A 26,185-nucleotide genomic window follows, 5' to 3' on the forward strand; every position below is an offset into this window, starting at 1 on the left:
GGCCATGACGACCCCCTCCGGCTCCGCCCCCTACGTCCAGATCGACGGCGCCCCGGCCACCGACCCGGCCGTCCTCGCCTCGCTGCTGTCCGGTTACGGGCACTTCACGGCGATGCAGGTGCGGGACGGGCGCGTGAAGGGGCTCGGCCTGCACCTGGCGCGGCTGGACGGCGCCACCCGCGAGCTGTTCGGCCGGGAGCTGCCCGGCGACCGGGTCCGCGCCCTGGTCGCCGAGGCCGTCGCCGCCTCCCGCCGGACGGACAGCTCGACCCGCGTGTACGTCTACGGGGGCGGCCCGGACGGGGACGTACGGGTCGTGGTGACCGTCGCCGCGCCCGCGCCGGACGGGCCCGGCGCCCCGCAGCGCCTGACGGCCGTCGACTACCTGCGCCCGGCGGCGCACCTGAAGCACCTGGGCGGCTTCGGCCAGCGCTACCACCGCGAAGCGGCCGCCCGGGCGGGCTTCGACGAGGCGCTGCTGACCTCCCCGGGCGGCGAGGTCGCCGAGGGCGCGGTCGCCAACATCGCCTTCTGGGACGGCACGTCCCTGGTCTGGCCGTCCGGCCCCTGCCTGCGCGGGATCACCATGGCGCTCCTGGAGCCGCTGCTGCCGTCGGCGCACCGCCCGGTCACGCTCGCCGACCTCCCCTCGTACCGGGCCGCGCTGGTCACCAGCGCACGGGGCATCGCGCCCGTGACGGCGATCGACGGGGTCGGGTACGCGGTGGACGAGGAGCTGATGGCCCGGGTGCACGCGGCGTACGCGGGGGTCGGGGCGGAGGCGCTGTAGCTCCCGGCAAGGCCCGGTCACCCGTTCGGCACGGAGCGTCAGCTGACGCCTCGTAACCGCGTCTGACCTGCGCAAACACCGGCGATCCAGGCGACACACCGTATCGAACGGCGCAATCCTGATGCCCCATCAGCAGGCGGGGGGCGCGCGACGGCTCTTATCTCGGTCACAGGAGGTCGGTCCCGGGAAGTCCCTCCCGGGAGGACCGCACCGGCATGACCGCTCGCGCGCCCCGGAGGACCCCCATGCGCACCACTGCCCGCCTGCTCACCGGTACCGCGCTGTCGGTCGCCGCGATCGGGGCGTTCGCCGCCCCCCTGGCCCACGCCGACAACTTCCAGTCGCTGGAGGTGTACCCGTCGTCCGCGTCCCCGGGCACCACCGTCACCGTCAACACCCTGGCCTGCGGCAAGCACGGCCACGGCGTCGGCGACGCGAACTCGCTGGGAGCGGGCGAGTTCCAGCTGAGCCCGAGCACGCACAAGGAGGTCGTGGTCGGACAGTTCAGGGTGCCGGAGCACGCCAAGCCCGGCACGTACGGGATCAGTGTCGCCTGCGACAACGGCAAGACGGCCCGGGGCGACCTGACCGTCAAGCACCGCGGTCCGAGCGGACACGTCCAGACCGGTGTCGGAGGCAGCATCGGCCCCGACACCGCCCAGGTCACGGCGGGCGCGGCGGTGCTGGCCGCGGCTGCCGTCGGCGGTGTCTGGCTCCTGCGCCGCCGGGCGAGCGGCGCGCAGGGCCTCTGAGACCACCGCCCGTCCTGCCCCCGCCGCGCGCCCGTGGACGGCCCGGCGGGGGCAGGGCCACACCCCGCGCCCGAACCGGTGCGGGGGCAGGGCCGCACCCCGCACCAGGACCTTCACGACCACCGAGGAACCGACGTGACCAACAGGACCAAGGGCTGGGGCATAGCGGTGGCCGCCTGCGTGGGCCTCTGGCTCGTCCAGAACGGCTCGCAGGACGTCACGCCGCCCGTGCCGACCGCCGCCCAGGCCTTCGCCGCAGGCCCCAGCGTGCACACGGACGCCGCCGCCGACCCGCTGCCGCCGTCCGAGCCGGTGCGGCTGCGCATCCCGGAGACGGACGTGGACACCCCGATGACCGGGCTCGGCCTCGCCGCGAACGGCTCCCTCGACGTCCCGCCGGCCGGCGACCGGAACCTCGCGGGCTGGTACGAGGACGGCACCACGCCCGGCGCCAAGGGCACGGCGATCGTCGCGGGCCACGTCGACAACGCGGACGGACCGGCGGTCTTCTACACGCTCGGCGCCCTGAAGAAGGGCCACCGGATCGAGGTGGACCGGAAGGACGGCCGGACGGCGGTCTTCACGATCGACGCCGTCGAGGTCTACGAGAACGACGAGTTCCCGGACGAGAAGGTATACGGCGAGAGGGACCGGGCCGAGATCCGGGTGATCACCTGCGGCGGCGGCTTCTCGAAGAAGGGCGGCGGCTACCAGGGGAACGTGGTCGCCTTCGGCCACCTCATCGGCGTGCGCTGAACCCTCGTCGGCGTGCGCCGGAGGCCCCCGACCGGCAGGCCCGGGACCCCGACGGGCGCGCGCCGACCCCCGGCCGGGGCCTCAGCTCCACTGGTCGAAGGCGAGCTTCGCGACCAGCGAGAAGACGACGAAGAGCAGCACCCCCCGTACGAACTCCGAGCCCTTCCGCAGCGCCATGCGGGCCCCGAGCATCCCGCCCGTCAGGTTGAAGACCGCCATGACGGCGGCGAGCTGCCAGTAGACGCTGCCCTGGACGGCGAACGTCACCAGGGCGCCCGCGTTGGTGCAGACGTTGACGATCTTGGCGGTGGCCGAGGCCGTCACCAGGTCCAGGTGGAGGACGGCGGTCAGGGCGAGCACGAGGAACGTTCCGGTGCCGGGCCCGAAGAGACCGTCGTAGAAGCCGATGCCGCCGCCGACGACGACGACGGCGGTGACGATCCGGGCCCGGGTCAGCGGCGCCCGCTCCTCCCCCTCGGCCTTCGCCCCGAAGGACGGCCGCAGCATGACGAAGGCGGCCACCGCGAGCAGCACCACCATGATCACCGGGCGCAGCACCTCGTTGCTGATCCCGGCGGCGAAGACCGCGCCGCCCATGGACCCGGCGAGCGCGGCGAGCCCGATCCGCACCGCCGTCCCGACCCGTACCGGCGCCCTGCGGGCGTAGGTGACGGCGGCCCCGGTGGTGCCGACGATGGCGACGGCCTTGTTGGTGCCGAGGATGTGCGCGGCGGGCACGTTCGGCAGCCCGAGCAGCAGCGCGGGCAGCAGGAGCAGTCCGCCCCCGCCCACGACCGCGTCGATCCAGCCGGCGACGAGCGCGGCGAGGCAGAGCAGGACGAGGGTGGTCAGCGTGATCTCGGGCATGATCGCGAGCCTAGGGAGGGGGTCGTTGCCCCGTCCATCGATCGCCGGATCGTTGAGCTACCTCTGAGGTTGCGCACGCGCGGCGGCCCCGCGGCCGTGCCCGGCGGCCCCGCGTGGCGCCCGCCGCGGCCCTCACAGCGGCCTGCGGCGAGGACTGAGGTCAGCGTTCCGTACGGGAAACAGTCGGGATGCCGTCGGGTAACACCCGCCCCGCACCCTTCCGGGTATGAGTACACGGATCGTGGTGGTCGGAGGCGGAACGGCGGGCCTCCGCCTCGCCCAGCGACTGCCCGTCACCCTCCTCGGCGAGGAGGCGCACGCACCGTACAACAGGGTGCTGCTCGCCGACGTCCTCGCCGGGCGGTACGCCCCCGAGGTCATCGCCCTCCCCGAGGCCCGGGAGCCGGTGCGCTCCGGGGTGCGGGTGGTGCGCATCGACCGGGCGGCGCGGACCGTCGAGTGCGCCGACGGCACGCTCGTCGGTTACGACCGGCTGGTCCTGGCCACCGGCTCCAACCCGGTGCTGCCGCCGCTGCGCGGTGTGCACGGGGCGCGGCTCCCGGAGGGCGTCCACCCGTTCCGTACGCTCGACGACTGCCTCGCGCTGCGGGCGGTCGTGCGGCCCGGGGTGCGGGCGGTCGTCATCGGCGGCGGTCTCCTCGGCGTCTCCGCGGCGCGGGCGCTGGCCGCGCTGGGGGCCGAGGTGGTCCTCGCCCAGCAGGGCGAGCGCCTCATGGAGCGGCAGCTGGACGCGCAGGCGTCCGCGCTGCTCCGGGAGCACGTCGAGGCCCTCGGCGTCGAGGTGCACACCGAGTGCCGGGTCAGCGGTCTGCGGCAGCGGGACGGGGCGGTGACGGCGGTCGAGCTGGCCGACGGCTTCGTGCTCGACGCGCGGGTCGTGGTCCTGGCGTGCGGCGTGCGGCCGAGGGTGGCGCTCGCCCGGGAGGCGGGGCTCGACGTCGCCCGCGGGATCGTCGTCGACGACGAGCTGCGCACCTCCGACCCGTACATCCACGCGATCGGCGACTGCGCGGAGCACGCCGGCCAGGTCTACGGCCTCGCGGGCCCGGCCCTGGAACAGGCGGACGTCCTGGCGGACGTGCTCCTCGCCGAGTCGGCCGGCGGTCCCCGCTACACCGGCACCCGCGCCCTCACCCGGCTCACCCTGGGCGGTGCGCGGCCCCTCGACCTCGCCGCCTTCGGCGAGGCCACCCCCCTGCCGGGCGACGACGTCGTCCAGCTCACCGATGCCACGCGCAGCGCGTACCGCAAGGTCGTCGTCCGCGGGGACCGGCTCGTCGGGGGCGTCCTCCTCGGCGACCTGGCCGCGGTCGGCGCGCTCGCCCGGGCCTGGGAGGGCGACGAAGCCCTCCCGGAGGCCCCGCTGCTCCACCTGCTCACCCACGACGGAGGCTCCTCATGACCATCCCCACCATCGTTCTGGTCGGCCACGGAATGGTCGGCCAGCGCTTCCTGGAGTCGCTCGCCGACCGTGGCGTCACCGGGCGGGCCCGGGTGGTGGTCCTCTGCGAGGAGCCGCGCCCCGCCTACGACCGCGTGCAGCTGACCTCGTACTTCTCGGGGAAGACGCCCGACGACCTGTCGATGGTCGAGGACGGCTTCATGGAGAGGCACGGCATCGAGCTGTACGTCGGCGACCCGGCCGAGTCGGTGGACCGCGAGGCCCGTACGGTCACCGCCCGCTCGGGGCGCGTCTTCGCGTACGACTCGCTCGTCCTCGCCACCGGCTCGTACCCCTTCGTCCCGCCGGTCCCCGGCAAGGACGCCCGCGGCTGCTTCGTCTACCGGACGATCGAGGACCTCCTCGCCATCGAGGAGTACGCGAAGACGGCGACGACCGGCGCGGTCGTCGGCGGCGGTCTGCTCGGCCTGGAGGCGGCGGGCGCGCTCAAGGGCCTCGGCCTCGACACGCACGTCGTGGAGTTCGCGCCGCGGCTGATGCCGGTGCAGGTCGACGAGGGCGGCGGCGCGGCGCTGCTGCGCACGATCGAGCAGATGGGCCTGACCGTGCACACGGGCACGGGCACGCAGGAGGTCGTCGCCGAGGACGGCGCGGTCACCGGGATGCGACTGTCGGACGGCTCCGAACTGGCCACGGACATGGTGGTGTTCTCGGCCGGTGTGCGGCCCAGGGACCAGCTGGCGCGGGACTGCGGCCTGACGGTCGGCGAGCGCGGCGGCATCGCGGTCGACGAGCAGTGCCGCACCTCCGACCCGGCGGTCTTCGCGATCGGCGAGTGCGCGCTCGCCTCCGACGGCCGGGTGTACGGCCTGGTGGCGCCCGGGTACGAGATGGCGCAGACGGTCGCCTCGGTCCTCGCCGACGAGGAGACCGGTCCGGGCTTCACCGGGGCGGACATGTCGACGAAGCTGAAGCTGCTCGGGGTGGACGTGGCCTCGTTCGGCGACGCGCACGGCACGGCCGAGGGCTGCCTCGACGTCGTCTACTCGGACTCCCGCTCGGGCGTGTACAAGAAGCTGGTCATCGACGGCGACGGGGTGCTGCTCGGCGGCGTCTTGGTCGGTGACGCCGAGCAGTACGGGCTGCTGCGCCCGCTGACCGGCACGAAGCCGCCGGTCTCGCCGGAGCAGCTGGTGCTGCCGGCCGGTGCGGGCGCTCCGGTGTCGCTCGGCCCCTCGGCGCTGCCGGACGACGCGGTGATCTGCTCCTGCCACAACGTGACCAAGCACGCCATCGGCCAGTGCGCGACGCTGCCCGAGGTGAAGAAGTGCACCAAGGCGGGCACGGGCTGCGGAAGTTGCGTGAAGGTGATCGAGAAGCTGCTTCCGGCGGCCGCCGACAAAGGGCTCTGCGCCTGCTTCACCTACACCCGCAGCGAGCTCTACGAGATCGCCCGCACTCTGCGGGTGACGTCGTTCGCGGAGTTGCTCGACTCGCACGGCAGGCCGGAGGCGCGCGGCGGTGAGGGCTGCGAGGTCTGCAAGCCGACCGTCGGCTCGATCCTGGCCTCCCTCAACAACGGGTACATCCTCGACGGCGAGCAGGCGTCCCTCCAGGACACCAACGACCACTTCCTCGCCAACATGCAGCGCAACGGCTCCTACTCGGTGGTGCCGCGCATCCCCGGCGGTGAGATCACCCCGGAGAAGCTGATCGTGATCGGCGAGGTGGCCCGTGACTTCGGGCTCTACACGAAGATCACCGGCGGCCAGCGGATCGACCTCTTCGGCGCGCGGGTGGACCAGCTGCCGGCGATCTGGACCCGGCTCGTGGACGCGGGCTTCGAGTCGGGGCACGCGTACGGCAAGGCGCTGCGCACGGTGAAGTCCTGCGTGGGGCAGACCTGGTGCCGCTACGGCGTGCAGGACTCGGTGAAGATGGCGATCCAGCTGGAGCTGCGCTACCGGGGCCTGCGCTCCCCGCACAAGCTGAAGTCGGCGGTGTCGGGCTGTGCCCGCGAGTGCGCGGAGGCCCAGTCGAAGGACTTCGGCGTGATCGCGACGGCCAACGGCTGGAACCTGTACGTCGGCGGGAACGGCGGCGCGACGCCGCGCCACGCGGACCTGCTCGCGCAGGACCTGTCGGACGCCGAACTGGTGCGGCTCATCGACCGGTTCCTGATGTTCTACATCCGGACGGCGGATCGCCTTGAGCGGACGTCGACCTGGCTGGAGCGCCTGGAGGGCGGGCTCGACCACCTCAAGGACGTGGTGGTGCACGACTCGCTCGGGCTCTGCGACGAGCTGGAGGCGCTGATGGCCGCGCACGTCTCGGACTACCAGGACGAGTGGGCGCAGACGCTGGACGACCCGGAGCGGCTGCGGCGCTTCGTCTCGTTCGTGAACGCGCCGGAGACGCCGGATCCGACGGTCCGGTTCGTGCCGGAGCGCGACCAGATCAAGCCGGACCTCATGATCCTGACGATCGGTTCGCCGGTCGGCACCCTGGAAGGAGCCTCATCCTGATGACGACATCGCCGACGACACCGCGGACGACCCTGCCGACGCTCGAACTCTCCCTCTCCCCCGAGCAGTGGATGCCGGTCTGCGAGGAGTCCCGGCTGACGCCGGGCCGTGGCATGGCGGCGCTCCTGCCGGACGGCCGGCAGGCGGCGGTCTTCCGGGACCGGGCGGGCCGGACGTACGCGATCGACAACCGCGACCCGTTCACGGGGGCGCAGGTGCTGGCCCGGGGTCTGATCGGCTCGGCGGAGGGACGGCCGTTCGTGGCCTCGCCGCTGCTCAAGCAGCGCTTCGACCTGGAGACGGGGCGGTGCCTGGACGACGACGAGGTCGCGGTGGCGGTCTTCCCGGTCCGGGTGAAGTAGCCCCGCCGTGCGGGACCTTGGGGATACGTGACCGAACCACACCCCGCGCCGGGCCCGCGAGGGCCCGGCCTTGTCCCGGCGACTCCGGCCCCGGCCCTCGTCGCGGCCTGCTGCGCCCGGGCCCGGGGCTCAGCCCTGCGCGGCGGCCGGGTCCATCCAGAAGACCTCCCAGTGGTGGCCGTCCGGGTCGGCGAAGGAGCGGCCGTACATGAAGCCCAGGTCCATCGGCTCCTTCGCCGGGCTCCCGCCGGCGGCGAGCGCCGCGTCGGCCAGCTCGTCGGCCTTCTCACGGCTCTCGGCGCTGAGGGTGAGGAGCACCTCGGTGGTCCGTCCGGCGTCCGCGATCTCCTTGCCGGGGGCGGTGAAGCTCCGGAACTTCTCCTCGGTGAGGAGCATCGCGAAGATCGTGTCGCTGATGACCACACAGGCGGCGGTCTCGTCGGTGAACTGCGGGTTGATCGAGTAGCCGATCTTCTCGTAGAAGGCCTTGCTGACGTCGAGGTCCTTCACCGGCAGGTTCACGAAGATCATCTGGGGGGCCATGGTGGTTCTCTCTCTCCTCCGTCGCCGGCCCGCGTGCTCGGTGCGGGCGCTGTCGAGAGGTTGGACGGTCGGGGCGCCCGGAACTCATCGCTCTCCCGGACATCTTTTCGGCTCAGGCCACGGTCCGCAGCGCGAGCGCCGCCAGCGGTACGAATCCGCCGCCCGCTCCCCCGCCGCCCGCCGCCCCGGCCCCGGTGGCCGCCTCCGGCCCCGCGAGCCGCCGCAGCATGGCGACGGCGATCCGCTCGCCCTGCCCCTTGGCGCGCTCGGCGACCGGCCCCCGGTGCAGGCCGTCCACGGAGGCGCGCCAGAGCTGGACCCAGCGGCCGAAGTGGGCGGCCGTGAGGGGCCGCGCCGAGTGCAGGGCCGCGTGCGGGGCGAAGGCGTCCCGGCCGTAGGCGGCGGTACGGAACAGGGCGCGCTCCCAGAAGTCGGTGATCCGCGGGAGGTGGGCCTCCAGGTCGGTGCCCGCGACCTCCGTGAAGAAGGGCCCGATGAGGGGGTCGGCGAAGGCCGCCGTGTAGAAGCGGCGCAGCAGCGTGTCGAGGTCGGCTCGGCCGCTGATGTCCCTGGGGTCCCGGGTGGCGCACATGCCCCCAGTGTGCCGCGCCCCGCCCCGTACCCCCAGTGCCCCGCCCCGTGCTCCCGGTGCCGAAGGTCCCGCCCCCGGCCGCTTCCGCTTCATCGCTTGTTGATGCACAGTCAACTCCGTACTCCTAGGTTCCCGTAGCGCGCGACCCCCGCCGCTGACCGTGCGGCGGGCCAAACCACCACCCCTGGAGTGAGACGTGGAGCGACGCAGTTTCCTGCGCGGAGCGGTCATCGGCACGTCGGCGGCCGCCTTCGGCGGCACCCTGATGCGGGGCGCGGCCTACGCCGCCCCGGCCCAGCCCGGCGCCGGCCCGTACGGAGCGCTCGGCGCCGCCGACGCCAACGGCATCCAGCTGCCCAGCGGCTTCACCAGCCGGGTCATCGCCCGGTCCGGCCAGACGGTCCCCGGCACCTCGTACACCTGGCACAGCGCTCCCGACGGCGGCGCCTGCTACGCCGACGGCACCGGCTGGATCTACGTCTCGAACTCGGAGATCTCCAGCACCGGCGGCGCGAGCGCGATCAGGTTCAACTCAACCGGCACCGTCACCTCCGCCTACCGCATCCTCTCCAACACCAACCGTAACTGCGCGGGCGGCAAGACGCCGTGGAACACCTGGCTCTCCTGCGAGGAGGTCGACACGGGCTACGTCTACGAGACCGACCCGTGGGGCGTGAACGCCGCCGTCCGCCGGGCCGCGATGGGCCGCTTCAACCACGAGGCCGCCGCCGCGGACCCGGTCCGCCGGGTGGTCTACCTGACCGAGGACAAGTCGGACGGGAAGTTCTACCGCTTCGTGCCGACCACCTGGGGCGACCTCTCCTCCGGCACGCTCCAGGTCCTCAAGGCCGGCACGGCCACCTCCGGCTCCTTCACCTGGGCCAACGTCCCGGACCCGGACGGCTCCCCGACCGCCACCCGCTACCAGGTCTCCGGCGCCAAGGTCTTCAACGGCGGCGAGGGCTGCCACTACGCCAACGACACCGTCTGGTTCACCACCAAGGGCGACAACCGCCTCTGGCAGCTGAACCTCGCCGCGAACACCTACGAGCTGGCCTACGACGACTCGCTGGTGCCCAGCGGCGCGGCCCCGCTGACCGGCGTCGACAACGTCACGGGCTCCTCCTCCGGCGACCTCTTCATCGCCGAGGACGGCGGCAACATGGAGATCTGCCTGATCACGCCGGACGACACGGTCGCGCCCTTCCTGCGGATCAACGGCCAGTCCGGCTCCGAGATCTGCGGCCCCGCCTTCTCCCCCGACGGCCGGCGGCTGTACTTCTCCAGCCAGCGCGGCACCTCGGGCAGCTCATCGGGCGGCATCACCTACGAGGTGACCGGCCCGTTCCGCGCGTAGCGGTCCGGCTCCAGGGGTCGTTGGGCGCCGCCGAGGAGGGCGGCGCCCAGCGGCGTCAGCGTGTGCAGCACCGCGTTGCCGTGGCGGAGGGTCGCGACGAGCCCGGCCTCGCGGAGCACGCCCGCGTGCTGGCTCGCCGAGGCGAGCGAGACCCCGGCGCGGCGGGCCAGCTCGCTGGTCGTCCCGCCGTCGCCTATCGCACGCAGCACCGTGGAGCGGGTCTGGCCCACGAGCTTGGCGAGCGAGTTGCCGCCCGGGGTGCGGACGGTGGGCGCCTCGCCGTGCGTGACGGGGTAGACGAGGACCGGCGGCAGCGCCGGGTCGCGCAGCACGACGGGGGTCCCCCGGCAGAAGTACGACGGCTGGAGCAGCAGCCCGCGCCCGTCGAGGTGGACGTCCCGGTCGACCGGGTAGTCGGCCTCGAGGACGGGCGCCCGCCAGCGCAGCATCGGCGGCAGCGAGCTGAGGAGCTCCTCGGCTCCGCCGTCCAGGAGCGCCCGGCCGCGGCGGGCCCGGTCGGCCTCGACGCGGGCCCTGATGTGCGGCCAGTACGGCTCGACGGCGGCCCGGTGGTAGCTCCGCAGGGCGCCGATGAGCCGGTCGAAGGGCTGCGCGCCGCCGTCGGCGAGGGCGCGCAGCGAGTGCGGAACCGTCCGGGCGCCGCTGCGGTCGGCGGCCAGGAGCGACAGTTCGTCGGCGAGGCGGCCCGGGTCCGTGGCGCGGATGGCCTGGAGTCCCTCGTCGAGTCCGACGACGCCCTCGGCGGGCGTCAGAAAGTCCGGGAAATAGCCCCGGCTGGGCACGAGGGCGGCCAGGAGCCGGGTCTCGCCGCCGAGCCGCATGCGCGTATCGGAGCGCCATTCTCCGTAGACGACCGTTCCCCGGCGGTCCCTTAAGCGGTGAAAGCTGAGAATCGTTTCCCACAGAACGTCCGGCCGTGCGGCCGTCCTCACTCCCGCCAGGTCTTCCCCGGTGAAATGAATCCGCAGCATGTAGGTCCCCACCTGTGCACTCGCAACCGCCCCCGACGTCGAGTATGCACAGCATCACAGGTTGTTACCAGGGTGTTTCAGCCACACTTGAAAAGCGTCGCGGCGAACGGGGGTGAACCGAAAAGCTGTGCGTGTCGGGCAGGAAACCTTCAGGACCGAGGTGACGTGTCGAAGACCGTGGGGGGCTTTGCGCGTCCGGCGGCGGTCGGCGAGGTTGCGGCTCACCTGCCCGACACGGGTAAAGGGCGCGGCCTCCGGGTGGGGATCCGGAGGCCGCGCCTGTCCCGTTCTTTGCCGCAGAAACGGGAAAGTTCAACAGCCAATAATTCAATCGGCTGTAATTGAACAGGAACTCACTTCCCGCCCACAATTCAAACGACGGGACGGACACCTCCGCACAAAGGTGTCCGTCCCGTCCCTTTCGGTTCCGGAGCCGCCGCCCGCCGGTGAGGGTGGGGTGACCGACGGCGGCCCCGGTGGCCCTGCGGGGGTCAGCGGCTGTCGCTGCCCCTGGACTCGGCCGCCGCGCGACCCGCCTCCAGGCGCGCCACCGGGATCCGGAACGGCGAGCAGGAGACGTAGTCGAGGCCTACCTCGTGGAAGAAGTGCACCGACTCGGGGTCGCCGCCGTGCTCGCCGCAGACGCCGAGCTTGATGTCGGGGCGGGTGGCGCGGCCGGACTCGACGGCGCTGCGGACCAGCGCGCCGACACCGTCCTTGTCGATGGTCTCGAAGGGGCTGACGCCGAAGATGCCCTTCTCCAGGTACGCGGTGAAGAACGAGGCCTCCACGTCGTCGCGGGAGAAGCCCCAGACCGTCTGCGTCAGGTCGTTGGTGCCGAAGGAGAAGAACTCCGCGGCCTCGGCGATCTGGCCGGCGGTCACGGCGGCGCGCGGCAGCTCGATCATGGTGCCGAGCGCGAGCTTCAGCTCGACGCCGGTCCGCGCCTGGACCTCGGCGATGACCTGCTCGGCCTCCTCGCGGACGATCTCCAGCTCCTGGACGGTGCCGACGAGCGGGATCATGATCTCGGCGCGCGGGTCGCCCTTGGCGTCGATGCGCTGGGCGGCGGCCTCGGCGATCGCCCGGACCTGCATCGTGAACAGGCCGGGGATGACCAGGCCGAGGCGGACGCCGCGCAGGCCCAGCATCGGGTTCTGCTCGTGCAGCCGGTGCACGGCCTGGAGGAGGCGCAGGTCGTTCTCGTTCGGGTCCTTGCGGGCCTCTGCGAGGGCGACGCGCACCGAGAGCTCGGTGATGTCGGGCAGGAACTCGTGCAGCGGCGGGTCGAGGAGCCGGACGGTGACGGGCAGGCCGTCCATCGCCTCGAAGAGCTCGACGAAGTCCTTCTTCTGCAGCGGCAGCAGCTCGGCCAGGGCGGCCTCGCGCTCCTCGTCGGTGTCGGCGAGGATCAGGCGCTCGACCATCTCGCGGCGCTCGCCGAGGAACATGTGCTCGGTGCGGCACAGGCCGATGCCCTGGGCGCCGAAGCGGCGGGCGCGCGAGGCGTCCTCGGCGTTGTCGGCGTTGGCGCGGACCCGCAGGCGTCGGACGCGGTCGGCGTAGGCCATGATCCGGTGGACGGCCTGGACCAGCTCGTCGGCGTCGTCGGCGCCGGCGTGCATGCGGCCCTCGAAGTACTCGACGACGGGGGACGGCACGACGGGTACCTCACCGAGGTAGACCTTGCCGGTGGAGCCGTCGATGGAGACGACGTCGCCCTCCTCGACGACCGTGCCGGAGGCGGTGGTCATCCGGCGGCGCTTGGTGTCGACCTCCAGCTCCTCGGCGCCGCAGACACAGGTCTTGCCCATGCCTCGGGCGACGACGGCGGCGTGCGAGGTCTTGCCGCCGCGCGAGGTGAGGATGCCCTCGGCGGCGATCATGCCGTCCAGGTCGTCCGGGTTGGTCTCGCGGCGGATCAGGATGACCTTCTCGCCGGAGCGGGACCACTTGACGGCCGTGTACGAGTCGAAGACGGCCTTGCCGACCGCCGCGCCCGGGGAGGCGGCGATGCCGCGGCCGACCTGCTCGACCTTCGCGTTCTCGTCGAACTTGGGGAACATCAGCTGGGCGAGCTGGGCGCCGGTGACGCGCTGGAGCGCCTCGGCCTCGTCGATGAGGCCCTGGTCCACGAGCTGGGTGGCGATGCGGAAGGCGGCACCGGCGGTGCGCTTGCCGACGCGGGTCTGGAGCATCCAGAGCTGGCCGCGCTCGATGGTGAACTCGATGTCGCAGAGATCCTTGTAGTGGGTCTCCAGCGTCTCCATGATCTCCATGAGCTGGTCGTACGACGTCTTGTCGATCGACTCCAGCTCGGCGAGCGGCACGGTGTTGCGGATGCCGGCGACCACGTCCTCGCCCTGGGCGTTCTGCAGGTAGTCGCCGTAGACGCCCTGGTGGCCGGAGGCGGGGTCGCGGGTGAAGGCGACGCCGGTGCCGGAGTCCGGGCCGAGGTTTCCGAAGACCATGGAGCAGACGTTGACGGCGGTGCCGAGGTCGTGCGGGATGCGCTCCTGGCGGCGGTACAGCTTGGCGCGGTCGCCGTTCCAGGAGTCGAAGACGGCCTTGATGGCCAGGTCCATCTGCTCGCGCGGGTCCTGCGGGAAGTCGCGGCCGGTGTCGGCCTTCACGATCTCCTTGAACCGCTCGACGAGCGCCTTCAGGTCGGCGGCGTCGAGGTCGGTGTCGCTGGCGACCTTCTTGGCGGCCTTGGCCTCGTCGAGGGCCTCCTCGAAGAGTTCGCCGTCGACGCCGAGGACGGTCTTGCCGAACATCTGGATGAGGCGGCGGTACGAGTCCCAGGCGAAGCGCTCGTTGTCGGCCTGCTGCGCGAGGCCCACGACCGACGCGTCCGAGAGGCCGATGTTGAGGACGGTGTCCATCATGCCCGGCATCGAGAACTTGGCGCCCGAGCGGACGGAGACGAGCAGCGGGTTGTCGGCCTGGCCGAGCTTCTTGCCCATCTTCTGCTCGAGGGCGTCGAGGTGCGCGCTGACCTCGTCGCGGAGCTCGACCGGCTCGGAGCCGCTGTCGAGGTAGACCTTGCACGCCTCGGTGGTGATCGTGAAGCCCGGGGGCACCGGCAGACCGAGGTTGGTCATCTCGGCGAGGTTGGCGCCCTTGCCACCGAGCAGGTCCTTCAGGTCCCTGTTGCCCTCGGTGAAGTCGTACACGAACTTCTGATCAATATTTTCCGACACGGGTCTCGACTCCTCGACGACTCGGTTGGCTGCCCTGACGGCGAGGAACATACCCAGATCGAAGGCTTCTGGGGAGGTACGCCTAGCGGTCACATGGCCTTAACCACCCGTCCGCCAGCACTTCGAAAGTAACTGAGGGGTAGCTTCCGCTTTCATACCCCGAAGGCCCCTTGACTCAAACTAGGGGTTTAACGCTCACCTGAGCGCCCTGAGGAGCGTTTGTGTTCACTTCTTGAACACAAAAAGGGTGGCACTCAGTGCCACCCTTCAGGCCGTGCAGCCACCCGTAACCTGCTCATCTGAGCACCACACCCCTCAAGGGTGGCGAGGATCACTCCTCCGGAACGGCCGAATCTCAGCCGCCGGACGTGTCCAGCTCGGCGTCCTCGCTCACGCCCGCGCAGTCGTAGGGGTCCTTCAACCAGCCGTCCGGCAGGACGACCCGGTTGTTTCCGGACGTACGACCCCGGGGCCCGTCGGCGCCCACCGGCCACGGCTGGTCCAGGTCGAGTTCGCTCAACTGAGCGCGCAGCTCGTCCAGGGACGAGGTGATCGCGAGCTTCTTCCGCATCTCCGAACCGACCGAGAAGCCCTTCAGGTACCAGGCGACGTGCTTGCGGAAGTCGACGACACCGCGCGCCTCGTCGCCCAGCCACTCGCCGAGCAGCCGCGCGTGCCGCACCATCGCGTCCGCGACCTCCCGCAGCCCCGGCTGGGCATAGGCGGCGGTGCCCTCGAAGGCGGCCACCAGGTCGGCGAAGAGCCAGGGACGGCCCAGGCAGCCGCGTCCGACGACGACGCCGTCGCAGCCGGTCTCCCGCATCATCCGCAGGGCGTCGTCGGCCGACCAGATGTCGCCGTTGCCGAGCACCGGGATCTCCGGCACGTGCTCCTTGAGCCGGGCGATCGCGTCCCAGTCGGCCGTGCCGCCGTAGTGCTGGGCCGCCGTGCGCCCGTGCAGGGCGATGGCGGTGACGCCCTCCTCGACCGCGATCCGGCCCGCGTCGAGGTACGTGATGTGGTCGTCGTCGATGCCCTTGCGCATCTTCATCGTGACCGGCAGCTCGCCGGCGTTGGTCACGGCCTCGTGCAGGATCGCCCGCAGCAGCGGTCGCTTGTACGGGAGCGCGGAGCCGCCGCCCTTGCGGGTCACCTTGGGGACCGGGCAGCCGAAGTTCAGGTCGATGTGGTCGGCGAGGTCCTCGTCGACGATCATCCGCACGGCCTTGCCGACGGTCACCGGGTCCACGCCGTACAGCTGGATCGAGCGCGGCTTCTCGGTCTCGTCGAAGCGGATGAGCTGCATGGTCTTCTCGTTGCGTTCGACCAGTGCCCTCGTGGTGATCATCTCGCTCACGAACAGGCCCTTGCCGCCGGAGAACTCGCGGCAGAGGGTGCGGAAGGGAGCGTTGGTGATGCCGGCCATCGGCGCGAGCACCACCGGCGGCTGCACGATGTGCGGCCCGATGGCAAGGGGGGAGAACGCGGTCATGGACCCATTGTCGCGTACCGCCCGAGCCTTCCGTCAGCCGTACGGTCCGCCACCCCCCGGACCGGCCCCCGACGCCGGGAAGCCCCCGGTCCCGAGGAACGGAACCGGGGGCTTCGCCGTACGGCCGTGGCCGGACTCAGCAGCCGAGCAGGCGGCTGCCCAGGTAGCTCTGGATCTGGTCCAGGGAGACGCGCTCCTGCTTCATGGTGTCGCGCTCGCGCACGGTCACCGCGTTGTCGTCGAGGGTGTCGAAGTCGACGGTGACGCAGAACGGGGTGCCGATCTCGTCCTGGCGACGGTAGCGGCGGCCGATGGCGCCGGCGTCGTCGAACTCGATGTTCCAGTTCTGGCGCAGGTCCGCCGCGAGGCCCTTGGCCTTCGGCGACAGCTGCGCGTTGCGGGAGAGCGGCAGGACCGCGACCTTGACCGGGGCCAGGCGGTGGTCGAGGCGCAGCACGGTGCGCTTCTCCATGACGCCCTTGGCGTTCGGGGCCTCGTCCTCGACGTACGCGTCGAGCAGGAAGGCCAGCATCGCGCGGCCGACACCGGCGGCGGGCTCGATGACGTACGGCGTGTAGCGCTCGCCCTCCTGCTCCAGGTAGGTCAGGTTGGCGCCGGAGGCCTTGGCGTGCGCGTTCAGGTCGTAGTCGGTGCGGTTGGCGACGCCCTCGAGCTCGCCCCACTCGCTGCCGCCGAACTGGAAGCGGTACTCGATGTCGGCGGTGCGCTTCGAGTAGTGGGAGAGCTTCTCCTGCGGGTGCTCGTACCAGCGCATGTTCTCCTCGCGGAGACCCAGGCCGGTGTACCAGTTCCAGCGCTGCTGCATCCAGTACTCCTGCCACTGCTCGTCCTCGCCCGGCTTGACGAAGAACTCCATCTCCATCTGCTCGAACTCGCGCGTGCGGAAGATGAAGTTGCCCGGAGTGATCTCGTTCCGGAAGGACTTGCCCATCTGCGCGATGCCGAACGGGGGCTTCTTGCGCGAGGTCGACTGCACCTGGGCGAAGTTGGTGAAGATGCCCTGGGCGGTCTCGGGGCGCAGGTAGGCGACGGAGCCGGAGTCCTGGGTCGGGCCGAGGTGGGTGGAGAGCAGGCCGGAGAAGTTCTTCGGCTCGGTGAAGGTGCCCTTGTTGCCGCAGTGGGGGCAGTTGAGGTCGGCGAGGCCGTTCTCGGGGAGACGGCCGTGCTTCTCCTCGTACGCCTCCTCCAGGTGGTCGGCGCGGAAGCGCTTGTGGCAGGAGGTGCACTCGGTCAGGGGGTCGGTGAAGGTGGCGACGTGACCGGAGGCCTCCCAGACCTCGGTCGCCAGGATGACCGACGAGTCGATGCCGACGACGTCCTCGCGCGAGGTGACCATGTAACGCCACCACTGGCGCTTGATGTTCTCCTTGAGCTCGACGCCCAGGTGCCCGTAGTCCCAGGCGGCGCGCTGGCCGCCGTAGATCTCACTGCAGGGGAAAACGAAGCCACGGCGCTTGCTCAGGCTGACGATGGTGTCGATCTTGTCGGCGGCCACGGTGCTCTCTTCATTACGACGACGAAGTGCGAATGCCACAGGTTACCGGCGCCCGCGGCCCCGGAATCAAATCGGTTCCCTCCGGCCCCTCCCGGCCGCTCCGCGGGGCTCGGGGTGGCCGGGGCCACAAGCAGTTCAATTGACAACCGTTTCCAGTTTTGTTGAAAATGAGTGTCATGAACGTACGTCGTCTGATACCCAGCACCGCCCTCGCCGGAGCCGTCGCGCTCGGCCTCGTCTCCCTCTCCGCCTGTGGCTCCTCCGACGCGACGGGCAAGGACTCCGACGGCAAGCTGGACGTGGTGGCGTCGTTCTACCCCATGCAGTTCCTGGCCGAGCGGATCGGCGGCGGCCACGTCGCCGTCAACACGCTCACCAGGCCCGGCGTCGAACCCCACGACCTGGAGCTCAAGCCGAGGCAGATCGGCGAGCTCGGCGAGGCCGACGTCATCCTCTACCTCAAGGGCATCCAGCCCGCCGTCGACGACGCCATCGCCCAGGCCGGCGTGAAGAACACCGTCGACGCCGCCGGCCTCACCACGCTGGAGGCGCACGGCACCGCGGAGGGACACGCCAACGAGGCGCACGCGGGCGAGACCGAGGCCGAGCACGCCGAGCACGCGGGCGAGGGCAGCGAGGAGGAGGGCCACGACCACGGCTCCGAGGCCGGCGCCGACCCGCACGTCTGGCTCGACCCCGTGAAGTACGCCGAGGTCGCCAAGGGCGTGGGCGCGGCCCTGGAGAAGGCCGACCCGGCCCACGCGGCCGACTACCGGAAGAACACCGACGCCCTGGTGAAGGAGCTCGGCGCGCTCGACACCGCGTTCGAGACCGGCCTGAAGAACACCACCACCCGGACCTTCATCACCACGCACTCCGCCTTCGGCTACCTCGCCGAGCGCTACCACCTGGACCAGGAGGGCATCTCCGGCCTCGACCCCGAGTCCGAGCCGAGCCCCGCCCGGATGAAGGAGCTCCAGGACGTGGCGAGGGCGGACAAGGTCTCCACCGTCTTCTTCGAGACCCTCGCCAGCGACAAGACCGCGAAGACCCTCGCCGCCGACACCGGTCTGAAGACCGACGTGCTCGACCCGCTGGAGGGAATCACGGACACCTCCAAGGGCGATGACTACTTCGAGGTGATGCAGGCGAACCTCGACGCGCTGAAGAAGGCCCTCGGCGCCAAGTGACACCCACGCACGTATCGGAGGCACCGGCCATGGCCAAGGAACCCGTCATTTCCGTCCGCGGAGCCACGGCGGCCCTCGGCGCGCGCCCGGTCCTCCGGGGCGTCGACCTCGCCGTCGGGCACGGCGAGGTCGTCGCCCTGCTCGGCGCCAACGGCTCCGGCAAGTCCACCGCCGTCCGCGCGATCATCGGCCAGGTGCCGCTGACCGGCGGCACGATCGAGCTGTTCGGCACCGAGCGGAAGCGTTTCCGCGACTGGGCCAGGATCGGGTACGTGCCCCAGCGCACGACGGCCACCTCCGGCGTCCCCGCCACCGTCCGCGAGGTCGTCTCCTCCGGCCGCCTCTCCCGCCGCCCCTTCGGCCTGCCCCGGCGCGCCGACCGGGAGGCCGTCGACCGGGCCCTGGAGCTGGTCGGCCTCGCCGACCGCGCCCGCGACTCGGTGAGCGCCCTCTCCGGCGGCCAGCACCAGCGGGTGCTGATCGCCCGCGCGCTCGCCTCCGAGCCCGAACTGCTGATCATGGACGAGCCGATGGCCGGCGTGGACCTCGGCAGCCAGGAGATCCTCGCCGCCACGCTGCGCGAGCAGGTCGCGGGCGGCACCTCCGTCCTCCTCGTCCTGCACGAGCTGGGCCCGCTGGAGCCGCTGATCGACCGCGCCGTCGTCCTGCGCGACGGCTGCGTCGTCCACGACGGCCCGCCGCCGAGGGCCGTGGGGCAGCACGCCCTGCCGGGCCACGACCACGTTCATCCGCACGCGGCGGACGAGCCGCTCCGCACGGGACTGCTGACCTGACCATGGACTTCCTCGAACCCGCCTTCATGCAGCGCGCGCTGCTCGCCGCCGTCCTCGTCGGCATCACCGCGCCCGCCGTCGGCGTCTACCTCGTCCAGCGCCGCCAGGCCCTCATGGGCGACGGCATCGGCCACGTGGCGATGACCGGCGTCGGCCTCGGCTTCCTCCTGAACAGCAGCCCCGTCTGGATGGCCACGCTCGTCGCCGTCGCCGGCTCCGTCGCGATGGAGCTGATCCGGGCGTACGGCAAGACGCGCGGCGACCTCGCGCTCGCGCTTCTCTTCTACGGCGGCATGGCGGGCGGCGTGCTGCTCATCAACCTCTCGCCGACCGGCTCCAACGCCAACCTCAGCTCGTACCTCTTCGGCTCGCTCTCCACGGTCTCCGCCGAGGACGTGACGGCCATCAGCGTCCTGGCCGCCTTCGTGGTCCTCGTCACGGTCGGCCTGCGCCGGCAGCTCTTCGCGGTCAGCCAGGACGAGGAGTTCGCCCGGGTCACCGGCCTGCCGGTGCGCCTCCTGAACCTGCTGATCGCGGTCACCGCCGCGGTGACCGTCACGGTCGCCATGCGGGTCGTCGGCCTGCTCCTGGTCAGCGCGCTCATGGTGGTGCCCGTGGCGGCCGCACAGCAGCTGTCCCGGTCGTTCCGCACCACGTTCGCGCTGGCCGTGGTCATCGGCACCGGCGTGACGCTGTCCGGCACGATCACCTCGTACTACCAGGACGTGCCGCCCGGCGCGACGATCGTGCTCCTCGCGATCGGGGTCTTCGTGGTCCTCACCGTCCTCGCCGCGCCGCTCGCGCGGCGCAGGGCCCGCGCGGCCGAGGAGGCGTCGGCCGCGTGCGACGAGCGGTGCGTGCCCACCACCCGGCGCCCGGCGGACGACGTGAAGGTCTGAGGCGCCCCGGACCCGGCGTCCCGGGGGGCTGGCAGAATGGCGGGGGCAGACAAGGACTCAAGGAGGCCCCCGTGACAACGGCAGGACCCCCCGTACGCGGCCGCTCGACCAAACAGCGGGCGGCCGTGGCGGCGGCGCTGAGCGAGGTGGACGAGTTCCGCAGCGCCCAGGAGCTGCACGACATGCTCAAGCACCGCGGCGACTCCGTCGGCCTCACCACCGTCTACCGCACCCTCCAGTCCCTCGCGGACGCGGGCGAGGTCGACGCGCTGCGCACGAGCGACGGCGAGACCGTCTACCGCCGCTGCTCGACCGGCGACCACCACCACCACCTGGTCTGCCGCGTCTGCGGCAAGGCCGTGGAGGTGGAGGGCCCGATGGTGGAGCAGTGGGCCGAGACGGTCGCGGCCGAGCACGGCTTCGTGAACGTGGCGCACACGGTCGAGATCTTCGGCACGTGCGCGGAGTGCGCCGCCAAGGCGTGAGCGGACGCGCGTCGGGTCGCACGACCTGACGTACGGCCCGGCCGACCTGACATACGGGAAGGGGCCCGCACCGGACGGTTCCGGTGCGGGCCCCTTCTCGGCGTGCCGTGGTCCGTTGGACGGGTGCCGTCAGACGCGGCTGCTGTGCCGGTCCAGGAGCGCCCGGAGCCGGTCGACGTCGGTCGGGTCGGCGAGGCCGGCCTTGGGCAGGTAGGCGAAGCCGGAGCCCGTCCTGCGGGGGGTCAGCAGGACGAAGAGCCGGTCGGTCTCCGCGTACCGGGGCAGCATGGCCCAGCGGATGGTGGTGTCGGCGTTCCGGGAGGTCCACCGGCCGCCCTCGGCGTCGACGACGGCCGTGGCCTCGCCGCCCTGGGCGCGGGCGGCGAGGTAGAAGCTCTGGGTGACGGCCCAGGTCATCAGGTGGACCACCACGACGGCGGCGACGCCAAGACCCGTCATCCGCGCCACGGTCCCGGCCTCCGGCTCGCCCGGGAGCAGCAGCTCCAGAGCGGCGACCGTGAAGGCGAGGGCGGCGGAGCCGTACGCCAGCCACCGCAGCGCCCGCCACCAGCGGGCGACCCGCAGGGTGACGCGCACCGCCTCGCGCACGTCGGCAAGGACGGCGGAGTACGTCAGCTCGACCCGTTCGCGGGACGGGGAGCCGTCCGGTGTCCCCGCCACGTCAGGCCTTGTCGAGGACGGCCAGGTCGGCCGGGTCGACCCCGCCGAAACGCCGGTCCCGCTGGGCGTACTCGACGCACGCCCGCCACAGGTCGCGGCGGTCGAAGTCGGGCCACAGCACGTCCTGGAAGACCATCTCGGCGTACGCGCTCTGCCAGATCAGGTAGTTGGACGTGCGCTGCTCGCCGCTGGGCCGCAGGAAGAGGTCCACGTCCGGCATGTCCGGGTAGTACAGGTACTTCTGGATCGTCTTCTCGGTGATCTTCGCCGGGTCCAGCTTCCCCGCCCGCACGTCCTCGGCGAGCGCCTGCGCCGCGTCCGTCAGCTCAGCGCGGCCGCCGTAGTTCATGCAGAAGTACAGCGTCAGCTTGGTGTTGTCCTTGGTCTGCTCCTGCGCGACCTGGAGCTCCTTGGCCACCGACTTCCACAGCTTGGGCATGCGGCCCACCCAGCGGACGCGGATGCCCAGCTCGTCGAGCTGGTCGCGGGTCTTGCGGATGAAGTCGCGGTTGAAGTTCATCAGGAAGCGGACCTCTTCGGGCGAGCGCTTCCAGTTCTCCGTGGAGAAGGCGTAGAGCGAGATCGCCCCCACCCCCATCTCCAGCGCGCCCTGGAGCACGTCGAGGACCTGCTCGGCGCCGACCTTGTGCCCCTCGGTGCGCGGCAGCCCGCGCTCCTTGGCCCAGCGGCCGTTGCCGTCCATGACGATCGCGACGTGCTCCGGGACCAGCTCCGGCTGGAGCTTCGGCGGGCGGGCGCCGGACGGGTGCGGCTCGGGGGTGCGGTACTCCCGACGCTGGCGACCGAGGAGTCGTGCGATGGCCATGGGTGGTCTCTCCTAGCTCTTTTCCACATAACGCAGGGAGCGCAGGCCGCGCTCCAGGTGCCAGTGGAGATAGGCGGACACCAGTCCGCTCCCCTCCCTGACGTGACGCGGCTCGCACGCGTCCGCCGTCGCCCAGTCGCCGGTGAGCAGCGCGCTGAGCAGGCCGATGGCCTCCGCAGAGGGTACGACGCTTCCGGGCACCCGGCAGTCGCCGCATATGACCCCGCCCGCCGCGACCGAGAAGAACCGGTTCGGCCCGTGGAGGCCGCACTTCGCGCAGTCGTCGAAGCTCGGCGCGTAGCCGTTCACGGCGAGGGAGCGGAGGAGGAAGGCGTCGAGGATGAGGTGCGGCGCGTGCTCGCCCCTGGCGAGCGTCCGCAGCCCGCCCACGAGCAGCAGGTACTGCTGGACGGCCGGCTCCCCCTCGTGGTCGGTGAACCGCTCCGCCGTCTCCAGCATGGCCGTGCCCGCCGTGTACCGGGCGTAGTCGGTGACGATCCCGCTGCCATAGGCGGCGATCGTCTCGCTCTGGGTGCAGAGCGGCAGCCCGCGTCCGACCAGCTCGCTCCCGCGGGCGAAGAACTGCACGTCCACGTGGGAGAAGGGTTCGAGGCGCGCCCCGAACTTGGACTTCGTCCGGCGCACCCCGCGCGCGACGGCGCGTACGCGGCCGTGACCGCGCGTGAGGATCGTGATGATGCGGTCCGCTTCGCCCAGCTTCTGGGTGCGCAGCACGATGCCGTCGTCGCGGAACAGACTCATGGCCCCATTGTCCCGTACGGACGGGGGCGCCCGGACCGGAACGGCCGGGCACCCCGGGACGGGGACCCTCAGGGCACCTCGCCCCGGCTCCGCGCGTTCACGTGCGCCGTGGCCGCGCTCAGCCGCTCCGCGGAGGTCGCCTCCCGCACCTCCTCGGGCTGCACGTCCCACTCCCGCCCGCCGCCGAGCGGACGGATCTGTACGTAGGGCCCCTCGTGCCCCATGACTCTCGCGACCCGACCGGTGCGGATCTCCACGACGTACGACCCGATGGGCAGCGTCATGACCGGTACTCCTCCCCCGGCAGTACGGCGCCGGCGAGGAGCCGGGCCGTTTCCACCGTGCAACGTCCCAATTCGACGAGCGGCCTCGGTGGGTCGGCGGCGAGGGTGACGGCGTCGAGACCGAGCGAGGGGAGCGTGATTCCCGCACGCGCGAGCGCCTCGCGCAATTCCGTCACCGCTTGTCCGGCCGCTTCGATCGCCCCCGTGGTCGGCTTCATGCTGTCTTCCTTCACCAACGTATGCCTTTCTGAATCCATTTCCGGGTTCCCCACTCCAGGGTGGTACGGGATCCGTAGACTCGGCAGACGCACGGGCCGTACAACTGCGGCGTAGGGTTCGGGAGTTAATCCATGGCCAAGGGCAAGCAGCAGGACGTGTGGGGCTTCTTCGGCGGCCTCCTCAAGGAGGGCCGGGAGGCCGCGGGCCTGTCGCAGACCGAGCTGGGCACACGGGTGTTCGTGTCGGGGGCGTATATCGGGCTTTTCGAGCAGGGAATTCGAAAGCCGCAGTTGGATGTGGCGAAGCGAATCGACACGGTCCTACAAACCGGCGGTATTTTCGAACGAACGGTTCGGGAACTCATCGACACGTCACCGTACGCCTCCTATTTCAGCGCGGTGGCGGAACTGGAGGCCGTGGCGACGAAGCTGTGCGAGTTCGCGCCGACGGTGGTGCCGGGGTTGTTGCAGACGGCGGCGTACGCGCGGGCGGTGACGCTCGCGGCGAACCCGTTCGCGTCGGAGGAGTACGTCGAGGAGAAGGTCACCGCGCGGGTGAGGCGGGCGGACATCCTCAAGGAGGTCACGAGGCCCGAGTACTGGGTCATCCTGCACGAGAACGCCCTGCGCACTCCGGTGGGCGGCCCCGGGGTCATGGCCGAGCAGCTCGACCACATCGCCGCGCTCGCCCGGCAGCGGTGGGTCCTGGTGACCGTGGTGCCCCGCGCGGCGGGAGCACTCGCCTCCATGAACGGCACACTCAAGCTGATGGAGTTCACCGACCAGCCGCCAACGGCCTATACGGAGACCTCGTTTTCGGGCACGCTCCTCGATGATCCGGCAGTGGTGAAGCGTGCACAGCGCGCCTACGATCTGCTCAGGGTCGCCGCCTTGTCGCCGGAGGCGTCCCTGGCCCTGATCGACGCGGCGGCGGAGGACTTCAGACGATGCGCCAGTACGACCTGACCAACGCCACCTGGTTCAAGAGCAGCTACAGCAACGGCGAGGGCGGCAGCTGCGTCGAAGTCTCGTACGACTTCGCGGGTGCCACCTGGCGCAAGAGCTCCTACAGCAACGGCGAGGGCGGCGACTGCGTCGAAGTCTCCGACGCCTTCCCCGGTTTCGTTCCCGTCCGGGACAGCAAGAACCCCCACGGCCCCGCCCTCGTCGTCGGGGCCGGGGCGTGGGCCGAGTTCGTGGCCGGTGTGGCCGGATGACGACCGCCCCCTCCCTCGTCCTGCGCGGCAGCGGCGAATCCGTCCTCCGCTTCGAGGGAGGGCCGGTGACCCTCCGACGTGCGGACAAGGAACACCACATACCCCTGGAGGCGATCGCCCTCGTCCACGCCGAGGGGCGGTCCCTCGCGATCGCGCTGGCGGCGGCGGGGGCGAGCGAGCCCACGGTCTACCGGGTCACGGACGTGAGCGAGGCCGCGGCCGTGGCCTTCGCGGACGCCGTCACCGCCGCCCTGCCCGCCCCGGCGGGCGAGGTCGACGGGGCGGCCCTGGTGACGACCAGGACCCTCGCCGCACCGGAGCCCCGGCCCGTGCGGACGTGGGTGCTCGGCGGGCTCGCGGCGGCGCCGCTCGTCGCGCTCGGCGTGTACATCGGGGTGGCCGGGCCGAGGATCGAGTACGCGATCGTCTACGGGATGGCGCTCGTCTTCGGCGCCATCGGCAGCTTCATGGTGTGGTCCATGGGCGGCGAGGCGTACCGGCAGTGGCGCCTGCCGAGGCACGGGATCACGGTGCTCGGCGAGTTCACCCACTACACCAACAACCGGAAGGTGTACCGCTACACGGACACCGAGGGCGGCCGCCACACGTACACGGCGACCTCCGGGCCGAACCGGATCGAGCTGGCCTACGACCCGCGCGACCCGGAGCGGGTCGTCCGCCCGGCGGGGTTCGCCGAGCTGTGCGGGACCCTCTGCGTCACCCTCCTCGGGTGCGGGATCGCGGGCGGTGCGCTGTTCGCGGCCGGGGCGCTCGTCGTCGCGGCCGCGAGGGGCTGACGCGGCGGCTCCGCCGCCCGTACGATCCCGGGCATGTCGATCACCGCGTCCGTACCGGTGCTCCAGGGGAGCGGCGGGGCCGTCCTCAGCGCCGAGGACAACGGCCTGCTCCTGGAGCGCCCCCGCGAGCACGTCACCATCCCGCCCGACGCGATCGCGCGGGTGCGGGCCGAGGGGCGGTCGGTGGCCGTGGAGCTGCGCGCCCCGGCCGGGGCGGCGCCGACGGTGTACCGGATCGACGACGTGGACGAGGCCGACGCGACCGCCTTCGCCGACCGCCTGACCGCGCTGCTGGAGGGGCTGGGCGACGAGCCCGCGGAGGTCGACGGGAAGGCGCTGGTCGTCCTGAGGACCCTCAGGACGCGGTGGCAGGTGCGGCACAAGCGCCGGATCACGTGGTTCGTCCTCGGCTGCGTCGCCGCGGTCGTCGCCGCGTCGGCGGTCGCCGGGACCTCGGGCGGTGCGGGCTACGGGGCCACCGCCGCCCTGATCGGCGCCCTCGCGGTCGCGGCGCTGTGGCCCGGGGCGTGGGAGGCCGGGAAGTGGGCGCACCGGCGCCGGCTGATCAGGCGCGGGGCGAAGGCCTTCGCCCGGCCGTCCAACGTGCCGGGCGTCTTCCTCTACGTCGACGCCTCCGGCACGGCCCGGACGGTGGCGCACGCCTCGTACGGGTCGTACGTCGAGGTGCGCTTCGCCCCGGAGGACCCGGCGGACGTGGCCGCGGTGAAGCCCGATGTCCCGCAGCGGTTGAACAGCGTGTTCGCGGGGCTGTTCGTGTGCTGCGGGGTCGTCATGGCGGCGGTGCTGGCCCTTCTGACGGCGGATGCCCTGACGAGCGGCTAGTTCCAGCCATTCCTTTGAG

The 26,185-nt window shown here is 71.9% G+C and carries 27 protein-coding genes; 15 read left to right on the plus strand and 12 right to left on the minus strand.

Features of this window, described 5'->3' with window-relative positions; genetic code table 11:
• Positions 1 to 4 precede the first annotated feature (4 nt).
• From ACWDVG_RS00540 to ACWDVG_RS00550, 3 genes are all read left to right on the plus strand, one after another.
• On the plus strand, positions 5 to 790 hold the full coding sequence (locus ACWDVG_RS00540) for an aminotransferase class IV (protein ID WP_451694730.1): 786 nt from the start codon (positions 5 to 7) through the stop codon (positions 788 to 790).
• 245 nt (positions 791 to 1,035) lie between these two features.
• On the plus strand, positions 1,036 to 1,542 hold the full coding sequence (locus tag ACWDVG_RS00545; protein WP_451694731.1) for a hypothetical protein: 507 nt from the start codon (positions 1,036 to 1,038) through the stop codon (positions 1,540 to 1,542).
• A 135-nt stretch (positions 1,543 to 1,677) separates the two neighbouring features.
• Positions 1,678 to 2,298: a class F sortase gene (locus ACWDVG_RS00550; protein WP_451694732.1), complete on the plus strand. Its 621-nt coding sequence runs from the start codon at positions 1,678 to 1,680 to the stop codon at positions 2,296 to 2,298.
• An 81-nt stretch (positions 2,299 to 2,379) separates the two neighbouring features.
• Here ACWDVG_RS00550 and ACWDVG_RS00555 read toward each other — a convergent pair whose 3' ends face one another.
• A complete protein-coding gene (locus ACWDVG_RS00555) occupies positions 2,380 to 3,165 on the minus strand; it encodes a sulfite exporter TauE/SafE family protein (RefSeq protein ID WP_451694734.1) in 786 nt (261 codons plus the stop codon).
• Positions 3,166 to 3,391: 226 nt separating this feature from the next.
• On the opposite strand from ACWDVG_RS00555, the gene ACWDVG_RS00560 reads away from it, so the two are divergent.
• From ACWDVG_RS00560 to nirD, 3 genes are all read left to right on the plus strand, one after another.
• Complete coding sequence (locus tag ACWDVG_RS00560; RefSeq protein WP_451694736.1) at positions 3,392 to 4,588, plus strand: NAD(P)/FAD-dependent oxidoreductase; 1,197 nt, start codon at positions 3,392 to 3,394, stop codon at positions 4,586 to 4,588.
• A complete protein-coding gene (gene nirB, locus ACWDVG_RS00565; RefSeq protein ID WP_451694738.1) occupies positions 4,585 to 7,113 on the plus strand; it encodes a nitrite reductase large subunit NirB in 2,529 nt (842 codons plus the stop codon). Before ACWDVG_RS00560 ends, nirB begins: the two co-directional genes overlap by 4 nt.
• A 71-nt stretch (positions 7,114 to 7,184) precedes the next feature.
• On the plus strand, positions 7,185 to 7,475 hold the full coding sequence (gene nirD / locus ACWDVG_RS00570) for a nitrite reductase small subunit NirD (protein WP_451695093.1): 291 nt from the start codon (positions 7,185 to 7,187) through the stop codon (positions 7,473 to 7,475).
• 129 nt (positions 7,476 to 7,604) lie between these two features.
• Here nirD and ACWDVG_RS00575 read toward each other — a convergent pair whose 3' ends face one another.
• On the minus strand, positions 7,605 to 8,018 hold the full coding sequence (locus tag ACWDVG_RS00575; RefSeq protein ID WP_451694739.1) for a VOC family protein: 414 nt from the start codon (positions 8,016 to 8,018) through the stop codon (positions 7,605 to 7,607).
• 112 nt (positions 8,019 to 8,130) lie between these two features.
• Entirely contained in the window at positions 8,131 to 8,610 is a 480-nt protein-coding gene (locus ACWDVG_RS00580) for a group III truncated hemoglobin (RefSeq protein WP_451694740.1), read from the minus strand.
• A gap of 196 nt (positions 8,611 to 8,806) precedes the next feature.
• Between ACWDVG_RS00580 and ACWDVG_RS00585 the strand changes: the two genes are divergently transcribed.
• The gene (locus tag ACWDVG_RS00585; protein ID WP_451694742.1) at positions 8,807 to 9,967 is read left to right on the plus strand and encodes an alkaline phosphatase PhoX; all 1,161 of its coding nucleotides are present in this window, start codon (positions 8,807 to 8,809) and stop codon (positions 9,965 to 9,967) included.
• Here ACWDVG_RS00585 and ACWDVG_RS00590 read toward each other — a convergent pair.
• From ACWDVG_RS00590 to ACWDVG_RS00605, 4 genes are all read right to left on the minus strand, one after another.
• Positions 9,937 to 10,959, minus strand: a complete 1,023-nt coding sequence (locus ACWDVG_RS00590; RefSeq protein WP_451694744.1) for a helix-turn-helix domain-containing protein — start codon at positions 10,957 to 10,959, stop codon at positions 9,937 to 9,939. The two genes, ACWDVG_RS00585 and ACWDVG_RS00590, sit on opposite strands and share 31 nt — an antisense overlap.
• 491 nt (positions 10,960 to 11,450) lie before the next feature.
• Positions 11,451 to 14,162 carry a pyruvate, phosphate dikinase gene (gene ppdK / locus ACWDVG_RS00595; RefSeq protein ID WP_451695094.1) on the minus strand — a complete coding sequence of 904 codons (2,712 nt, stop codon included), beginning with the start codon at positions 14,160 to 14,162 and terminating at the stop codon, positions 11,451 to 11,453.
• A gap of 355 nt (positions 14,163 to 14,517) precedes the next feature.
• Positions 14,518 to 15,654 carry a tRNA dihydrouridine synthase DusB gene (dusB, locus tag ACWDVG_RS00600; protein WP_451694745.1) on the minus strand — a complete coding sequence of 379 codons (1,137 nt, stop codon included), beginning with the start codon at positions 15,652 to 15,654 and terminating at the stop codon, positions 14,518 to 14,520.
• Positions 15,655 to 15,790: 136 nt separating this feature from the next.
• Positions 15,791 to 17,170 (minus strand): glycine--tRNA ligase, encoded by a 1,380-nt coding sequence (locus tag ACWDVG_RS00605; protein WP_451694747.1) that lies wholly within the window; start codon positions 17,168 to 17,170, stop codon positions 15,791 to 15,793.
• A gap of 176 nt (positions 17,171 to 17,346) precedes the next feature.
• Between ACWDVG_RS00605 and ACWDVG_RS00610 the strand changes: the two genes are divergently transcribed.
• The 4 genes from ACWDVG_RS00610 (at position 17,347) to ACWDVG_RS00625 (ending at position 20,538) form a co-directional block, all read left to right on the plus strand.
• Complete coding sequence (locus tag ACWDVG_RS00610; protein ID WP_451694748.1) at positions 17,347 to 18,360, plus strand: metal ABC transporter substrate-binding protein; 1,014 nt, start codon at positions 17,347 to 17,349, stop codon at positions 18,358 to 18,360.
• Between the two features lie 29 nt (positions 18,361 to 18,389).
• Complete coding sequence (locus ACWDVG_RS00615) at positions 18,390 to 19,154, plus strand: metal ABC transporter ATP-binding protein (protein WP_451694749.1); 765 nt, start codon at positions 18,390 to 18,392, stop codon at positions 19,152 to 19,154.
• A 2-nt stretch (positions 19,155 to 19,156) separates the two neighbouring features.
• Complete coding sequence (locus ACWDVG_RS00620; RefSeq protein WP_451694750.1) at positions 19,157 to 20,053, plus strand: metal ABC transporter permease; 897 nt, start codon at positions 19,157 to 19,159, stop codon at positions 20,051 to 20,053.
• Positions 20,054 to 20,124: 71 nt separating this feature from the next.
• On the plus strand, positions 20,125 to 20,538 hold the full coding sequence (locus tag ACWDVG_RS00625) for a Fur family transcriptional regulator (RefSeq protein ID WP_451694752.1): 414 nt from the start codon (positions 20,125 to 20,127) through the stop codon (positions 20,536 to 20,538).
• A gap of 129 nt (positions 20,539 to 20,667) precedes the next feature.
• Here the strand turns inward: ACWDVG_RS00625 and ACWDVG_RS00630 are convergent, their stop codons facing one another.
• From ACWDVG_RS00630 to ACWDVG_RS00650, 5 genes are all read right to left on the minus strand, one after another.
• Positions 20,668 to 21,219 carry a YcxB family protein gene (locus tag ACWDVG_RS00630; protein ID WP_451694754.1) on the minus strand — a complete coding sequence of 184 codons (552 nt, stop codon included), beginning with the start codon at positions 21,217 to 21,219 and terminating at the stop codon, positions 20,668 to 20,670.
• A gap of 1 nt (position 21,220) precedes the next feature.
• On the minus strand, positions 21,221 to 22,045 hold the full coding sequence (locus tag ACWDVG_RS00635) for an isoprenyl transferase (RefSeq protein ID WP_451694756.1): 825 nt from the start codon (positions 22,043 to 22,045) through the stop codon (positions 21,221 to 21,223).
• Positions 22,046 to 22,057: 12 nt separating this feature from the next.
• Positions 22,058 to 22,807, minus strand: coding sequence for a DNA repair protein RecO (gene recO, locus ACWDVG_RS00640; RefSeq protein WP_093876190.1), 750 nt, complete (start codon positions 22,805 to 22,807; stop codon positions 22,058 to 22,060).
• Between the two features lie 68 nt (positions 22,808 to 22,875).
• The gene (locus ACWDVG_RS00645) at positions 22,876 to 23,091 is read right to left on the minus strand and encodes a hypothetical protein (protein WP_451694757.1); all 216 of its coding nucleotides are present in this window, start codon (positions 23,089 to 23,091) and stop codon (positions 22,876 to 22,878) included.
• Positions 23,088 to 23,309: a hypothetical protein gene (locus ACWDVG_RS00650; RefSeq protein WP_451694758.1), complete on the minus strand. Its 222-nt coding sequence runs from the start codon at positions 23,307 to 23,309 to the stop codon at positions 23,088 to 23,090. Before ACWDVG_RS00650 ends, ACWDVG_RS00645 begins: the two co-directional genes overlap by 4 nt.
• A 132-nt stretch (positions 23,310 to 23,441) precedes the next feature.
• Here ACWDVG_RS00650 and ACWDVG_RS00655 point away from each other — a divergent pair, with 132 nt between their 5' ends.
• Genes ACWDVG_RS00655 through ACWDVG_RS00670 form a run of 4 tightly spaced genes read left to right on the plus strand, consistent with a single transcriptional unit; the run spans position 23,442 to position 26,166 of the window.
• Positions 23,442 to 24,275 carry a helix-turn-helix domain-containing protein gene (locus tag ACWDVG_RS00655; RefSeq protein ID WP_451694760.1) on the plus strand — a complete coding sequence of 278 codons (834 nt, stop codon included), beginning with the start codon at positions 23,442 to 23,444 and terminating at the stop codon, positions 24,273 to 24,275.
• A complete protein-coding gene (locus ACWDVG_RS00660; protein WP_451694762.1) occupies positions 24,257 to 24,526 on the plus strand; it encodes a DUF397 domain-containing protein in 270 nt (89 codons plus the stop codon). Before ACWDVG_RS00655 ends, ACWDVG_RS00660 begins: the two co-directional genes overlap by 19 nt.
• Positions 24,523 to 25,323: a hypothetical protein gene (locus ACWDVG_RS00665; protein ID WP_451694764.1), complete on the plus strand. Its 801-nt coding sequence runs from the start codon at positions 24,523 to 24,525 to the stop codon at positions 25,321 to 25,323. Before ACWDVG_RS00660 ends, ACWDVG_RS00665 begins: the two co-directional genes overlap by 4 nt.
• Before the next feature lie 33 nt (positions 25,324 to 25,356).
• A complete protein-coding gene (locus ACWDVG_RS00670) occupies positions 25,357 to 26,166 on the plus strand; it encodes a hypothetical protein (RefSeq protein ID WP_451694765.1) in 810 nt (269 codons plus the stop codon).
• The last annotated feature ends 19 nt before the right edge of the window (positions 26,167 to 26,185 follow it).

Source organism: Streptomyces sp. NPDC003327, assembly GCF_053589515.1.